Annotated in this window: 10 protein-coding genes and 1 pseudogene; 2 read left to right on the top strand and 9 right to left on the bottom strand. The window is 68.4% G+C overall.

Going from position 1 to position 14,726, the window contains the following annotated elements; translation table 11 throughout:
• Nucleotide 1 precedes the first annotated feature (1 nt).
• The 5 genes from AQI95_RS17955 to AQI95_RS17935 are packed head-to-tail and all read right to left on the bottom strand — an operon-like array spanning nucleotide 2 to nucleotide 5,885.
• Nucleotides 2–679: a hypothetical protein gene (locus AQI95_RS17955; RefSeq protein WP_067124152.1), complete on the bottom strand. Its 678-nt coding sequence runs from the start codon at nucleotides 677–679 to the stop codon at nucleotides 2–4.
• Nucleotides 676–1,365, bottom strand: a complete 690-nt coding sequence (locus tag AQI95_RS17950) for a class I SAM-dependent methyltransferase (RefSeq protein WP_067124151.1) — start codon at nucleotides 1,363–1,365, stop codon at nucleotides 676–678. Before AQI95_RS17950 ends, AQI95_RS17955 begins: the two co-directional genes overlap by 4 nt.
• A complete protein-coding gene (locus tag AQI95_RS17945) occupies nucleotides 1,358–3,475 on the bottom strand; it encodes a molybdopterin-containing oxidoreductase family protein (RefSeq protein ID WP_067124149.1) in 2,118 nt (705 codons plus the stop codon). The genes AQI95_RS17950 and AQI95_RS17945 overlap by 8 nt, the downstream gene beginning before the upstream one ends.
• On the bottom strand, nucleotides 3,472–4,500 hold the full coding sequence (locus AQI95_RS17940; RefSeq protein WP_279617007.1) for a BtrH N-terminal domain-containing protein: 1,029 nt from the start codon (nucleotides 4,498–4,500) through the stop codon (nucleotides 3,472–3,474). The genes AQI95_RS17945 and AQI95_RS17940 overlap by 4 nt, the downstream gene beginning before the upstream one ends.
• Nucleotides 4,501–4,556: 56 nt before the next feature.
• Complete coding sequence (locus tag AQI95_RS17935; RefSeq protein WP_244188773.1) at nucleotides 4,557–5,885, bottom strand: TrpB-like pyridoxal phosphate-dependent enzyme; 1,329 nt, start codon at nucleotides 5,883–5,885, stop codon at nucleotides 4,557–4,559.
• Nucleotides 5,886–6,029: 144 nt separating this feature from the next.
• Here AQI95_RS17935 and AQI95_RS17930 point away from each other — a divergent pair.
• Nucleotides 6,030–6,374, top strand: a pseudogene (locus AQI95_RS17930) (transposase); the annotation flags it as partial.
• Nucleotides 6,375–7,226: 852 nt separating this feature from the next.
• Here the strand turns inward: AQI95_RS17930 and AQI95_RS17925 are convergent.
• Entirely contained in the window at nucleotides 7,227–7,904 is a 678-nt protein-coding gene (locus AQI95_RS17925) for a response regulator transcription factor (protein WP_067124143.1), read from the bottom strand.
• Complete coding sequence (locus AQI95_RS17920) at nucleotides 7,905–9,089, bottom strand: sensor histidine kinase (RefSeq protein WP_067124141.1); 1,185 nt, start codon at nucleotides 9,087–9,089, stop codon at nucleotides 7,905–7,907.
• Between the two features lie 209 nt (nucleotides 9,090–9,298).
• On the opposite strand from AQI95_RS17920, the gene AQI95_RS17915 reads away from it, so the two are divergent.
• On the top strand, nucleotides 9,299–10,780 hold the full coding sequence (locus AQI95_RS17915; protein ID WP_067124139.1) for an alpha/beta hydrolase: 1,482 nt from the start codon (nucleotides 9,299–9,301) through the stop codon (nucleotides 10,778–10,780).
• 195 nt (nucleotides 10,781–10,975) lie between these two features.
• Here AQI95_RS17915 and AQI95_RS17910 read toward each other — a convergent pair whose 3' ends face one another.
• Both AQI95_RS17910 and AQI95_RS17905 read right to left on the bottom strand, forming a co-directional pair.
• On the bottom strand, nucleotides 10,976–11,722 hold the full coding sequence (locus AQI95_RS17910; RefSeq protein WP_079071316.1) for an aspartyl/asparaginyl beta-hydroxylase domain-containing protein: 747 nt from the start codon (nucleotides 11,720–11,722) through the stop codon (nucleotides 10,976–10,978).
• Nucleotides 11,723–11,805: 83 nt separating this feature from the next.
• Nucleotides 11,806–14,726, bottom strand: a 2,921-nt coding sequence (locus tag AQI95_RS17905; RefSeq protein WP_159056538.1) for a non-ribosomal peptide synthetase, incomplete at its 5' end; no start/stop codon positions are given.

Raw genomic sequence — 14,726 nt, 5'->3', positions numbered from 1 at the left:
GTCACCGCCCCCCGTCGTTCGGGACGTGCTCACCCTGCGGTGCCTGATGCACGATCTCAAGAACGATCTTGCTGGCGTTGTTCCGCACATGGCCGTACGTGTGGCCGAGTTCGTCCGCCTCGGTGAACGCGATCGTCTCGAGGGCGTCGACGCCGTCGTCGAGTGCCCGCAGGACCCGCTGGACGTCGGGCTCGGAGCGCACGTCGATGGCGACGTGCGACATCAGGCGCCGCCGCTCGTCGACGGGCCGCTCCAGCCAGGGGCCGTAGCTCTTGCACATGAACGTCTCGATCGTGCGACCGTCCGGAAGGCGGCACGAGTTCCACCACCCCTGGGTGCCGTACTGGCGCGGTGAGATGTAGGACGGCCCCATCTCGACGGAGGAGATCCGCTCGGCCGACCGCAGGTCCCGTAGATAGGAGTTCCAGTCGAGCACCTCCTCGTCGCGTGTGTAGTCACCCAGGTAGAGCCCGATGTGGTTGACGCCGACCAGGCTTTCCGTGATGCCGTCCGGAACGGTCCCACACCATTTCTGGACGTACCCCGAGCAGTCGATACCGCTCCATGTGCCGGACGCCTGGAGAATCTCTTCCCATACGGCGTCGAAGCGCGCGCGGGAGGGAAAGCGCCCGTCACGGGTGGCGGAGACGGCCGGCACCTGGTCCTGGACCGTATTCATGGCATTTCCTTCCTGCCCGCGATCACCAGTCCCATGGGCGCTTCACTCACCGCGGCCCCGGCGAGCCCCGCGTCCCTGAGGATCGGGACCACCTCGCTGCGGATGTAGGACGACCTGATCGAGCTGAGAAAACCGGGCCGCATGTCCGCGGCGATGTTCGCCTTCATGAACTGAAGGGTTATGCGGTCGATGTCGCGCCGGAGATCGACGATGCAATACCGTCCGCCCGGCCGCAGCACCCGGTGGATCTCGGTGAGAGCCGCCACCGGGTCAGCCCACTCGTGGAACGAGCTGGTGCTGATCACGTGGTCGAACGAACGGTCCTCGTGCGGCAGCTCCAGGACGGTGGCGCATTCGAATGCGCACTGCGCTGCGACACCGTATTCCTGCGCGTTCGCCCGCGCCCGCCGCACCATGGCTTCCGAGATGTCGATGCCGACGAGCGTCGCGGTCGGGGCGACCCGCACGATCCACTCCAGGCCGAGGTAGCCCGGACCGCAGCCGACCTCCAGGACCTTCCCCGAGGTGATCTCCGCGCGAGCGACGTCGTCGACCTTCTCCTGGAGCCAGCCGTTGTCGCGGATGTGCCGCTGCATCTCGTCGTACTTGGCGGCGATGTCCTCGCCCTGCAGCCCCTCGTCGGTCTCCGGAACGCGCCCCGCCACGGCGCCGCGCGCGCTAGCCATGGTCGACTCGGGTCGTCCGCCCGGCTGCCCTCGCTCGCCGGATTCCGACGGGTATCCCTCTCAACATCGCGCTCCCCATGTGCTCGTCCGTGGGGTTTCCCCCGGTTATGAGATTGACCGACGACGTCAATGACTCATCGACCGACAGTTCGCCGGGATACCACCAACAGGCGTCCGCCATGACGACATTCGTATCGAGGCCGGTCGAGATCCTGACCTTCATACGGACCACTCGTCCCCCGGGCCTCGCGAACACCTCGACCATGTCGCCGTCGCTCAGTTCTTCGCGTTCCGCGGCACGTGGGCTCATGGTCAGATGGGGGGCCGACTGGGTTCGCGCCGTGGTCGGCAGCTGATGGAATTCACTGTTGTAGAACTGGCGCGCATGCGCACTCGTCATGATGTACGGCAGATCGCGGGTCGGCTCGGGCAGGGCCTTGAATTCCGGCAGGCCCTTGTAGCCCATCGAGATCAGGGCGTTGTTCACCAGGTTCACCCGGCCCGACCTGGTACGGAATCCGGATTCGCGGTACTTGTGGTACCGCTTCTCGTTCGGGATGTACCCCGTCTTCTTGAACTGCTCCCAGGTGATCCCCATGCCGGCCAGCTTGGCGTCGAGGGCCGCTTCCAGGGAGGGGAAGAAGTGGTGGCCCAGCCCGAGCCGTTCGGCCAGGTCGAGGATGATCTCCTCGTCCGACCGGCAACCGTCGAGGGAGTACACCTTCTGCCGAGCGGCGATGTACGAGTTGAACTCCACGATCTGGTCGCGTTCGAGCCAGCTCGACACCGGCAGGATCACATCGGCGAGGCGTGCGGTCGGCGTCAGGAACATGTCGCACACGACCAGCAGATCGAGTTTGGCGATCGCCTCGCGCAGCGAGCCGGTGTCCTCGTGCGAGGCCAGAATGTTGCTTCCGAAGAGGACGAGCGAACTGACCCGGTACGGCGACTCGGTGAGGATCGCCCGCTGCAGGTCCCCCGGGGCCACCCAGCCGGTCATCGACAGCACCTTGTGCACGTCGCCGCCGATCCGCTTCTTCTCCTGCTCCGCGGACAGGAGATCGGAACGCGGGAAGGAACGCCGTCCGTCGACCGGCATCGGATCCCACATGAGGTCGCCGCCAGGGGCGTCGAGGTTCCCGCAGATCGCCGAGAGAAGGGCGATCGACCGGTGGGTGTCGAAGGAGTTCCGGTTCTGCGAGAGGCCGGTTCCGGCCTCGACGCAGGCCCGCGACGCCGTCGCGTACAGGCGCGTCGCCTCCAGGACGAGATCCGGCGCCAGTCCGGTGATCTCTCCCACGCGCTCGGGGTCGAAGCGGCGGACGTGCTCCGCCAGTTCGTCGAATCCGCTCGTGTGGTCCGCGACGAACTGCCGGTCGTACCAGCCCTCGTCGATGACGATCTTGATCATGCCGAGCGCCAGCGCACAGTCCGTCCCGGGCCGCAGGGGCAGGTGAAGATCCGCCCGCGCGGCCGTCTGCGTCTTCCTGGGATCGATGGCGACGACCTTGCTGCCCCGCTCGACGGCGCGCAGGAGCTTGATGCCGATCACGCCGTCCGAGTGGGTGTTCGGCTTGTTGCTCCCCCAGAGGAGGACGACCTCCGGATCGCCTTCGTAGTCGCAGAACGTGAACCCGCCGTAGGTCAGGATCGAGGCCATGACCCGGGGGTAGAAGCACACGTGCGCCGGTCCGACGACGTTCGGCGTCCCCAAGGCGTTCGCCAGGCGGAAGACCCACTCCTGGTAGTTGCGGTCGGTTCCCTGGCCGAGGACGACGGACTCCGGGCCGTAGCGCGCCATGTTCGCGGTCAGCTCGTCGGCGATCCGGCCCAGCGCCCGGTCCCAGCCGACGGGTTCGAACTCCCCGGTGCCCCGCCGGCCGGTGCGGACGAGCGGGGTCCTCAGCCGGTCGGGGCTGTGCAGCAGGTCCAGGGACGCCTTGCCCTTGACGCAGAAGTACCCCTCACTGGTCGGGTTCTCCGGATCGCCGTGGATACGGGTCGGGGAGCCGTCCACCAGCTCGATGACCGCGCCGCACCCGCCGTGGCACATGCGGCAGACCGACTTCACCCGGGAGACGTGCGGCCCGGCGCCGCCGTTGGTCGTCATGCCGCCCCGCCCGCCTGCCGCGCGGCGAGCGCCAGCAGGTCCCGGAAGGCCCTCTCCTCGGCCTCGGCGAGCGCCTCCATCCGGGCCGCGGCGGTTTTCAGGTGCTCGTCCGGGGTGCTCGATCCGCCGAAGGCGAGGAGAAGTTCGATGAGGTCGTCCCACCGCCGCTGAATGCCGTCGAAATCCACGATCGCGGGGGCCAGAACGGAATGGTCCAGCAGTTCGTCCGCTTCCCTGAGGAATTCCAGGAAAAGCCCGCGGAAGTTCGTCCCGCCCGTCCCCGCGAACCGCCAGAAACGCCCGACGCCCGGCACCGGATCCCCGGATGCCGAGGTGTTCCAGCGCGGCATCTCCGAGGCTGCCTTCCGCATGGCATTGATCCCCAGGTTCGGACCTCGCTCGCTCACCATCCGCGCCGCGGTCGACCGGATGGCCGGCCACACTTCGGCGCGCAGCAGCGGCTTGAGGTCGCCCTGATGCCTCTCCGACTTCTCGCCCACATGCAGTTGCGAGTTCGGCGACGGCATGAACCCTTCGTTCGAGGCTCGGGCCCGCCGCAATGACGCGATCGGAAGTCGCTGCGCTCCGCCTTGCTGTGCCGTGTCGACGACATGGGCGAAATCGTCGTCCAGATCGTAGAGGGCCAGGAAATGCGCCGAGAAGTGACTGCGGGAGGAGAAGTAGTCGAGGTGGTAGATGTCGACGGTGATTCCCACGACCTGCCCGGTGTCGAGCAGGGCGACCGTCTGCTCGTGCGCCGCGTCGGAGTCCTTCGCCTGCGACTCGCACAGCTCCACACCGAGGGCCTCGCACGCGTTCCGCGCCACCTCCGCCGGACCGGTCCGGCCGGTGAGCATCGGCAGGCCGGCACTTTCCGGAACGTCCCAGTACTGGAAGTCGATACCCTGCCCGAGGCCGAACAGCATCGGTTCTGAAATATCCGTACCGATGTGACGCAGCATGTTCCGGAGCATTGTTGTTTCACAATGCACGCCGGGCTGCGTCTGGGACGTCGTCAAGCGCATCGGAGATCCCCCGTCTCATGGTGCGATGCGTATCGGCGATGGTCTTTCGGGAAGCGCTACGGCCTGCGCAGGACCTCGCTGTAGCTCTGCAGGTCGAGGTGACCGGAGCCACTGGCGAGAACCACGACGACCGGTTCGAGACCCTGTGCGTCGGCCTCGGCCACGACGTCGATCGCCGCGGCGAGGGCGTGGGTCGACTCCGGAGCCACGAGGATGCCCTCGGTCTGGAGCAGCAGGCGCCCGGCCTCCAGCGCCTTGCGTTCCTCGATGGCCACGGCGTCCAGGACGCCTTCGTTGCGCAGCAGGCTCACCACGGCGGAGCTGTGGTGATTGCGCAGGCCGGCGGTGTGCACGGGAGGCGGGACGAAGTCGGCTCCCATCGAGTAGCCCAGTACCTGCGGGGTGTAGCCCGCCAGGTCGGCGCGCCCGTAGGTGTAGCGCCCGGCGGTCAGTCGCGGAGCCGCTGTGGACTCCGCGGCGAGGAAGCGCAGATCCGCTCCCCCGGCCCGAGCGCTCAGGTAGGGGCCGATCAGGCCGCAGAGGTTGCTCCCCCCGCCCGAGCAGGCGACGAGGTGGTCACCGCGTCCGGCTTCGCCGACCGCTTCCCCGTAGAGCCCTTCGAGCTGTGCCTGTACCTCGAGTCCGAGCAGCGTCTGATGAAGATAGACATGGGGCACTCCGCTTCCGGAGATGTACGCGGCGGAGTCCTTGCCCAGCGTGTATTCGATCGCGTCGCTGATGGCCGTGCCGAGGCTTCCCGGATGGTCCGGCCGGCGGTCGAGGACGCCGCGGCCGAATGCCGTGAAGTCCGACGGCGACGGGCGCACCTGTGCCCCGAGGAGTTCCATGTAGTGGCGGCGGTACGGCTTTTGGTCGAGCGAGCACTTCACCATGAAGATCTCGGCGTCGAGCCCGAACATACTGGCCGCCAGCGCGACGCTCATACCCCATTGACCGGCCCCGGTTTCCGAGACCAAAGTGGTACGTCCTTCAACAGCCGCGTAATACGCCTGGGCGATGGCGGTGTTCAGCTTGAAGCTTCCGGTGGGCAGTACGTCTTCACGCTTGAGGTAGACGCGAGCGCCGGTGCCGAGGCGTTTTTCCAGAAGGCGTGCGCGATACAGCGGAGTCGGCCGGCCGATGCGCCGATACCACTCCAGTACCGGCTGCGGAATCGGAACCCAACGTTCAGCCGGATTGTCCTGCTCCATGAGCGCTTTCGGGCGCACCTTCGCAGAGATTTCCGCGGCACTCGGGCTACCGAGATCCCGCGGCCGGGGCAGCTCCCGGGGCAAGTCATCCAGAAAATTGCGCCATTGCTCTGGCAACGGAATCGCGTGGGCGGAGATCGATGACGAGGCTAAGATTGTTTCGAGATCGGTCACATCGCCCCCCGAGGCAACGAGCCAGAAGCCGACCTTGCATCAGGAGGCTCACCTTAGGGAGCTGGCTTGGTACCGCGCAAGGACGTGACAAGATATATTCCTCTCCCAGCCCATCTCAATTGGCTTCTTCGATAGCCTGCCGGAATGGGGATCGTGGAACGGCTGGTGCCGGATGAGCTGTGGGAGTTGTTCCAGCGTGTGGTGCCGGAGGCGCCGACTCGCCCACAAGGAGGAGGGCGGCGCCGCTACGGCGACCGGGAGGTGCTGGCCGCCATCGTGTTCGTCGCGACGTCGGGCTGCACATGGCAGCAACTGCCGCCCACGTCGTTCGGGCCCTCAGGAGCCACGGCCCACCGGCGGTTCGCGGAATGGTCCCAGGCCGGGGTGTGGTCGCGGCTCCACCACCTGGTCCTCGACGAGCCGGGCCCCGGCGACCAACTGGCCTGGCCCCGCTGCGCCATCGACTCCATCGCCGCACGCGCCCTGAAAAAGGCAGACTAGGGAAACCCGGCAAGACCAGGGAGACCAACGGCTCGGCTGCCCCCCGACCCACCAACTCCCCACGCCCCCGCCCCCGTTGTGTGCGCAAGGCCGGCCACCCCCCGGACCTCACCGGCATCGCCCGCACCCTCATCTACCCTCACCCACCCGCCAATTGAGATGTTCTGACCGAGTCCGGGGCGGTGAGTCGGCGGTTGACCCGATATGGCACGGGAGAGGGTGAGTTGGTCTGTACCGGGCGGCTTGCGAGCGATCACCCGGCCTCGGTTCCGGGCTGCGGCACGCACGGCCACAGGGCGCAGGCTCGACCCCCGCACCTGTTGAGACGCGACCCGCGTCGATCGCCCACGCGCTGGTCAGCGACTGCGCCCGGCCCCCGTTACGGCCTTGCTTCGGCACACCGAACTCCAGGCATACCGCCGCTTCCGGATCTGGTCCTGCTCCGATTCCGGGAACCGAATTCCGGAGCCGGAGCCGCGAGGCGACGTCCGGCTCCGAACTCCGGCTGCGGACTCCGGGACCGAAGTCCGCAGCGTCCGCACGAAGCCGCCCCGCCTCGACGACGCCCGCCTCATCGACGCAAGACGTAACCCGCGTCGTCCCCGACACCCCCGCGTCCGCGCCAAAAGGAGGGAGCGAACGCACAGGTCCACGCGCCGTGGAACGGACAGGCCCGCGTTCCGGGACACGAGTCCCCCCGGCGCGAACGGGCCACCCCTTCACGCCGGTGCCTTCTCGGCCACCCGGAATCAGGCCGAGAGCCGACAGCATCCAGCCGACTGCAGGCCGGGGCCGCTCCACGCGCTCATCGACGAAGGCATGTGTGGCGTGCGTGGCCGCTCATTCCTCTGCGTCACGGACCAGGAGTGCGATCTGCACCCGGTTCTCAACCATGAGCTTGGCGAACAGGTTGCCTGTGTGCGCCTTGACGGTCGCGATGCTGATGTGGAGCCGCTCGGCGATCTCCGGGTTGCCCAGACCGTCCGCGATGGCCCGGGCGGTGTCGAGTTCTCGTTCGGTGAGCGCGGAGAGCTGTTTCCGCGCGGCTTCGCGGGACGAGCGGCGGGCCTCGGAGGACTGCGGCCCGGTGGCCGCGGCGATCACTCGTGCCGTGGCCGCCGGGGACAGCACGGGGTTCCCGTCCGCGACTGTCCGCACCGCGTCGAGAATCCGCGCCGGTGGGGTGTCCTTCAGGACGAACCCGAGGGCTCCGGCGCGCAGCGCGCCGAGCACCAGATCGTCGGAGTCGAATGTGGTCAGCATGAGCACCCGGGGCGGCGCCGGCCGGGTGAGGAGTTCCCGGGTCGTGCTGAGACCGTCACGGCCGGGCATCCGGATGTCCATCAGCACGACGTCCGGCCGCTGCTCGTCCACCACGGTGATCGCGGCGTCCCCGTCGGCCGCCTCCGCGACGACGGTCAGGTCCGGTTCGCCGTCGATGACGAGTCGTAGCGCCAGCCGCACCAGTTGGTCGTCGTCGACGACGACGACACGCACCGGCTTCCGCTCGCTCTCCACTCAGCTTCTCTTTTCGTGGTCGTGGTTCGGCCAGGGTAGTTGCGCGGAGAGGGCGTATCCGCCGTCGGAGGTCGGGTGGTGGCTGAGTCTTCCGCCGGCGAGGGTGATGCGTTCGGCGAGGCCGAGCAGGCCGAATCCTGACGCCGGCGGTTGAGTGGTCGTCGCGGTGGCCGGGGAGTTGTGGACGCCTACGTGCAGTTCGTCGCCGGCTGTTCCTTCCACGGTGACGTGTACGTGGGCGCCTGGGGCGTGTTTGGCCGCGTTGGTCAGTCCTTCCTGGATGACCCGGTAGCAGGTTCGTCCCACGACGTCGGAGGGTTTTCCCGTCACCGTGGTGGTGAGCGTGACGTCCAGTCCAAAAGCGCGGGCGTCGGCAACCAGCTCCGGGATTCGGTCGAGGGAGGGCTGCGGCGGTTCCGGGCGGTCCGGGTCGGCGCGCAGCACACCGAGGACGTCGCGTAGTTCTTCCAGCGCTTGGCGGGAGCCGTCGGCGATGCCACGGATCAACGTGCGGTCCTCCTCAGTGGTGAGGTTGCCGCGGTGGTCCAGCACTCCGGCCTGCATGGCGACCAGGGAGATCCGGTGCGCGAGCACGTCGTGCATCTCCCGGGCTATCCGGTTCCGTTCCTGGGCCCGTGCCTGCGCCGCCCGTGCGGTCTGTTCCCGTTCCGCGCTCTCCGCCCGCTCTCGCAAGGACCACACCTCGACGCGCCGTGCGCCGATGGCCACGCCCATGGCCACCGCGATGCCCGCGCTGAGCGCCGTGAGTGCCAGTTGGACCCATGTCGAGCCGGGCGGGATCTTCACCGGGTAGAGCACGAGGGTGAATTGCGCAGCGGCCACGTAGACCAGCGCGACAACTCCGATCTCCACCGGACGGCGACGGGTGGAGATCGAGCACAGGGCCAGGAGCGCGGCGCCGATGGCGAGTGTCGACGCGCTCGTGGCGATGGCGACCGCCATGGCGACGGCGAGCGGGAACCGTCGCCGCCACAGGAGCGCCGTCAGGCAGCCGAGAGCCACCAGCGGATCACCGGTGGCGAACCAGGAACACGTGTCGGTCGCGCACCCGCGCGGCAGCGCCGCACTGGTGGAAAGCCAGAAGGGAATGCCCAGTGCCGCGGCGGCCGGCAGCCGCCACGTCTGCTGCCGGCCCCCGAGCCGTGGCGCGATGTCCGCGTTCATCCGGTCATTGTCGCGAAACCGTGCGGCCGGTGCAGCAGACCCCGGGACACTCCCGCCCTCGCCCAGAGTCGGATGACCGCCTCGACTTCGGTCGAAGGTGACTCGAGCCGCCGGGCCGATGTGCCGGTGACGCCGGATGAACAGACTCGTATCCGCCACCCCGACCGTTCCGGCGCGCGATCTCGTGCGCCCCCTCAGGAGGACACCAGATGCGCAAAACCCTGTCCCTCGCTCTCGCCGCCACCGCAGTCGCCGCGGCCGCGATGTCGGGAGCGTCGGCGGCGGCGACTCCGGACACGGTGACGGCGACGCCGGACTCCCTGCAGTGGGGCCCGTGCCCGCAGAAGCCCGAATCGCGGAACACCGACGCGCCCCGGCTCGAGTGCGCGACACTCGACGTCCCGCTGGACTACCGCAGTCCCGACGGCCGGCAGATCGAGATCGCCGTCTCCCGCCTGGCGAGCAAGGTCCCTTCGAAGCGCCGCGGTGTGCTGCTGACCAACCCGGGCGGCCCCGGCGGCTCCGGGCTCGACTACCCGGCCCTCCTCGCCGGCGCCGGGCTGCCGAAGGACGTCCTCGACTCCTACGACGTGATCGGCTTCGACCCGCGTGGCGTCGGCCGCAGCACGCCGGTCACCTGCGACCTGACCCCGCAGCAGCAGGCACGCGGCAACTTCCCGCCTTACGCGCACACCGCGGCCGACGTCGCCAAGGAGGCGCCGTACGCGCGGACCATCGCCGAACAGTGCGCCACGTCGCGGACGGCGTGGATGCTGCCGTACACCACCACCGCGAACACCGCGCGCGACATGGACCGGATCCGGGCGGCGCTGGGCGAGCCGAAGGCCTCCTACCTCGGTGCCTCCTACGGCAGCTACCTCGGCGCGGTGTACACGACGATGTTCCCCGGGCGCAGCGACCGGATCGTGCTCGACAGCAACATGGGCCCCGGCGGCTACGACCTGGCGAACTTCCGCTTGCTCGGCCGCGGCATGGAGGACCGGTTCCCGGACTTCGCGGCGTACGCGGCCGAGCACCCCGAGTACGGTCTGGGCACCACACCGAAGCAGGTGACCGCCAAGTTCTTCGAACTCGCGAAGCGGCTGGACGCCGCACCGGTCGGCGGCATCGACGGGACGCTGTTCCGCGGGGTGACGTTCGAGGGCCTCTACGCCGAGAGCCTCATGCCCCGACTGGCGGAGGAATGGCAGGCGCTGGACAAGGGCAGGCCGCTGCCGACTCCGCCGCCGGTCTCGGAGAACTCCTTGGCCAGTCATTTCTACGTGACTTGCGGTGATTCGCGTTGGTCCGGCAAGGTCCGGGACTACCAGCGCAATGCCGCGATCGACCGGCTGAAGTACCCGATGCTGGGCGGGACCACCGGGAACATCAAGCCCTGCGCGTACTGGCCGGACAACCGGGTCGGGCCGCCGGTGCACATCGGTGACCGCGGCCCGTCGAACGTACTGATGGTGCAGAACGAACGCGACCCGGGGACACCCCTGGTCGGCGCCATGAAGCTGCGGCGGGCATTCGGCGACCGGGCCACGATGGTGACCGCCGACCAAGGCGGGCACGGTGTCTATCCGTTCGGCCGCAACACGTGCGCGAACAACACGGTGACAGCGTTCCTGACCAGCGGACAGCGCCCGGCCGAGGACCTCGCCTGCGCGGCGGAGCCGAACCCGTAACGGGAGCGGACGCGTGCTCAAGGGGTGGCGGCACCGTGGTGCCGTACAGGCCGGAAGGCGGTCTACGCCATCCAGCTCGTCCCGGACCCCCACTCCGCCGAGGGGCGCGGGGCGCGCCTCGACCGGGCGCACCCCGCGCTGAGCCGCGCAGAGAAGGCACCGCCCCGACACCCAGCCGGACCCGTCGGACAGGCCCTAGCCCATCAGCTTGCGGATCTCGGTGATGAGACCGACGAGGGCCTCACGCTCGGGGACAGTCGTTTCCGGGTGCCACAGGTCCACGAGGAGACAGGTGCGCGGCCTGGCGCCGTTGTTCCACGCCTCGTGCACGAAGGAGTAGTCGAACAGCAGGCACTCGCCCTCCTGCCAGCGCCGGGTCTCGCCGGCGACCGTAATGCCACACCCCTCGGGGATGTCGACCGCAAGGTGCAGATTGATGCTGAAGTTCCACAGGTCGCAGTGCGGGGCGATCGAGGCGCCGGGAAGCAGCGTCGAGAAGTGGCTCTCCAGGAGGGGGCAGAGCTTGCCCTGCTCGATGACCTCTCGGGTGAGGACGGTGTACGCGGTGGGCACCAGAGCGGCCGAGGACTCGACCGGCCCGCCGTCGCGGAAGAGGTACAGCGCCTGCCAGTTCTCCTGGCGGCTCAGATAGTGCTCGTAGTCGGAGAAGGCGCTCTTGCGATCGGACCACGCGTCCGCGAGTTCCCGCTTGATGGCGCCGTGTCCGGCTTCGAAGGCGCGGACGACGGGTTCGATCTCGGGGTGCCCGTAGGGATCGTGCCAGGGCGTCTGGGAGATCCCGGGCATGATCCACTTGGCGTCCTTCTGCAGCGGATGGCGCTCCTGCCGCTTGGCGTACACCATCTCCTCGACGCGTGTGATGGAGCCGGCTCCGTGCCGGTCCTTCACGTCCTGGAAGATCTGATCTATTTCGGGTGTCATGTCTCGCTCTCTCTGGCCACGCACGCCTGCTCGGCGTGCTCGGCGTGCTCGTGCAGGGTGAGAAGGTGTGTGGGCCTCAGTCGTCATCGGATGCCCTGCCATATTTCGGCCAGCGAGTCCGGGCGAGCCATTTCCGCATGACTGCAGGCGATGCGCGCCACTTCGAGTCGGCCTGATATGTGTCCGTTCCACGCAGTCGCAGCACACACGTCAGTGGGCCTTCCATGGCCCGCCTCGTAGAATTTGACATCCCCGTCGAATTTTCCGGGAATGTGCTCCGTCATGATCCGGTGATTGTTCCGGTATATCGCGGCGATTTCCGCGAGATGCCGCTCGGCGAGTTCGGCGAACAGGCTGCGGTCCCGGCGCAGTGCTGCCACGACCCCTGTCATCGTGAGTGGCTCCTCGCCGTTCCCGGCCTGCACTCCAAAGAATTCGGCGAGTCCCGCCGCTACTTCCTCCTCCGTGATCGGGAGCGGCGTCGCGGTCTCGTGTGCAGGGTAGGAGTCCAGCAATGCGAGGGTCTCCACCTGCTCGCCCTGTGCCCGCAGCTGGACGGACATCTCATGGGCGACGACACCGCCGAAGGACCAGCCCATCAGGTGGTACGGACCCGATTCCTGTACCGCACGGATCTGCCGGACGTAGTCCGCCGCCATCTCCTGTATCGAATCCGGGAGCGCGTCCTTGCCGTCCAGACCTCGCGCCTGGAGGGCATAGACGGAGTGTTCCGAGGAGGCGATTCCAGCCAATGGCGCATAGCACCAGCCGATACCGCTCACGGGGTGGACGCAGAAGATTGCCGAGCTGCCTCCGTGGTCCTTGATGGGCAGGAGCACGTCGAACGCCTCCCCGACCGAAGACTGGCCCAGCTGTTCAGTGAGAGTGGCGACGGTGGGCGCGGCGAAGAGAGCTCGAATGGCCAGCTCGTCGCCAAGGACATCCCGGATGCGGCTGATCAGCTGAACTGCCAGCAGGGAGTGGCCACCCAACTCGAAGAAGTTGTCGTCGATTCCGACCGCGGGCACGCCCAGGATCTCCGCGAACAGCCCGCACAGGATGTCCTCCCGTGGGTTACGCGGACCGCGCCCGGCCGCGCCCGCTTCGTACACCGGCGCCGGCAGAGCCCGCCGGTCCAGCTTGCCGTTGGCGGTCAGCGGAAGCCGGTCGAGCGCCACGAACGCGGAGGGAACCATGTACTCCGGCAGCAGACCAGCCGCATGCGCACGCAGGGCCTCGGTGTCCAGGGCGTCGTTGCCGGCCTCGGCGACCACATAGGCCACGAGGCGCTTGTCGCCCGGCTGGTCCTCGCGGGCCACGACCGCGACCTGCGCCAGCCCCGGGAAGCGGCCCAGTACGGCTTCGATCTCGCCGAGTTCGATGCGGAAGCCGCGGATCTTCACCTGGTCGTCGACCCGGCCCACGAACTCCAGCAGCCCTTCGCCGGACCAGCGCGCCAGGTCACCGGTGCGGTACATACGGCTGCCGGCCGGTCCGAAGGGATCGGCCACGAACCGCCCCGCCGTCAGATCCGGACGGTCGAAGTAGCCGCGAGCCAGCCCCGCACCCGCGATGTACAGCTCCCCGGCGACCCCTGCCGGAACCGGCTGCAGATTGCCGTCCAGGACGTAGGTCTGCGTGTTGTGCAGCGGGCGGCCGATCGACGGCGCTCCCGTGATGGGGGCGTCCGTGGACCAGACAGTGGCGTACACCGTTGCCTCGGTCGGGCCGTAGATGTTGTAGACGCGGCTGGCTCGGAGTTCGTCCTTGACCTCGGCGGCGGCCTGGGCAGTCAGGGCCTCGCCGCAGAACACCACGGTATCCGCCGTGGTGCGCACGTCGCTTCGGGACACGATCCGGGCAAGCGCGGACGGAACTCCACTCACCAGGACCGGCGAACGGTCGTCGGCGTTCCGGTCGCCGAGGGCCAGCAGATCACGAAGCACCTCGATGCGACCGCCGGTCAGCAACGGGCCGAACATCTCGAACACGGAGACGTCGAAGTTGAGTGACGTGGTGAACAGGACGTGGGCCAGGGGCCGTTCACCGAACTCGTCACGGGCCCAGGCGACCAGGTTGGCCACGTTGGCATGGGTGACGACGACGCCCTTGGGGCGGCCGGTGGAGCCCGAGGTGTAGATGATGTACGCCGGGTGCAGCGGTTGCAGGACGCCGATCCGGTCACGGTCGGTCGGATCGGTGGCAGGCCGGCTTTCCAGGGCGGCGACGACCTCGGGAGCGTCCAGGACCAGGCGCGGAATCCGGGAACCGTCCGGGAGCATCCGCCCGGTCTCCTCGACGGTGAGGACGAGCGCTGGATCGGCGTCCTGCAGCAGGTAGGCGATCCGGTCCGCCGGGTACGTGGGGTCGACGGGCATATAGGCAGCTCCCGCCTTGAGCACGGCGAGCAGCGCCACCATGGTCTGCGCGGTACGCGGCAGAGCGAGAGCGACGAACTGTTCGGGACCGACCCCGTGCGCGATCAGGTGGTGGGCCAGGCGGTTGGCCCGCTCGTTCAGCTCGCCGTAACTCAGATCGGTGTCCGAGGCCAGGACTGCCGGGCGCTCTGGTGTCAGGGCAACCTGCGACTGGAAGAGCGTGGGAAGAGTCGCGTCGGTCGGCTCGGCCGCGGTGTCGTTCCACTCCCCCAGGATCTGCCGTTGCTCCCGCGCGGAAAGGATCTCGATCCTGCCGAGCGGCCGGTCCGGATCCGCGACCGCCGCTTCCATCACTCGCACCATCCGGGTCACGAGGGCTTCGACGCTCTCCTGGTCGAACAGGTCCGTGCTGTAGTGCAGCAGGCCGCCGATTCCAGCCGGACGGCTGTCGATCCCGTACTGCTCGGTGAAGTTGAAGCCCAGGTCGAACCTGCTGAACTCGAACGGGACCGACTCCTGAGCCACTGTCAGGCCGGGCAGGTTCAGCGCGCTGCCGCCGGTGGCGTCCACGCCGAAGATGACCTGGAACAGGGGGTGGCGGGCCAGAGACCGCTGGGGGTTGATCG

The sequence above is a fragment of the Streptomyces yokosukanensis genome (assembly GCF_001514035.1).
Lineage (GTDB): Bacteria > Actinomycetota > Actinomycetes > Streptomycetales > Streptomycetaceae > Streptomyces > Streptomyces yokosukanensis.
This window is presented reverse-complemented; position numbering and strand designations above follow the sequence as displayed.

What these genes read in the sequence shown, in the direction of transcription:
- AQI95_RS17955 (WP_067124152.1), bottom strand. Translation starts at nt 679, where the DNA reads ATGAATACGGTCCAGGACCAGGTGCCGGCCGTCTCCGCCACCCGTGAC.
- AQI95_RS17950 (WP_067124151.1), bottom strand. Translation starts at nt 1,365, where the DNA reads ATGGCTAGCGCGCGCGGCGCCGTGGCGGGGCGCGTTCCGGAGACCGAC.
- AQI95_RS17945 (WP_067124149.1), bottom strand. Translation starts at nt 3,475, where the DNA reads ATGACGACCAACGGCGGCGCCGGGCCGCACGTCTCCCGGGTGAAGTCG.
- AQI95_RS17940 (WP_279617007.1), bottom strand. Translation starts at nt 4,500, where the DNA reads ATGCGCTTGACGACGTCCCAGACGCAGCCCGGCGTGCATTGTGAAACA.
- AQI95_RS17920 (WP_067124141.1), bottom strand. Translation starts at nt 9,089, where the DNA reads ATGAACGCGGACATCGCGCCACGGCTCGGGGGCCGGCAGCAGACGTGG.
- AQI95_RS17915 (WP_067124139.1), top strand. Translation starts at nt 9,299, where the DNA reads ATGCGCAAAACCCTGTCCCTCGCTCTCGCCGCCACCGCAGTCGCCGCG.
- AQI95_RS17910 (WP_079071316.1), bottom strand. Translation starts at nt 11,722, where the DNA reads ATGACACCCGAAATAGATCAGATCTTCCAGGACGTGAAGGACCGGCAC.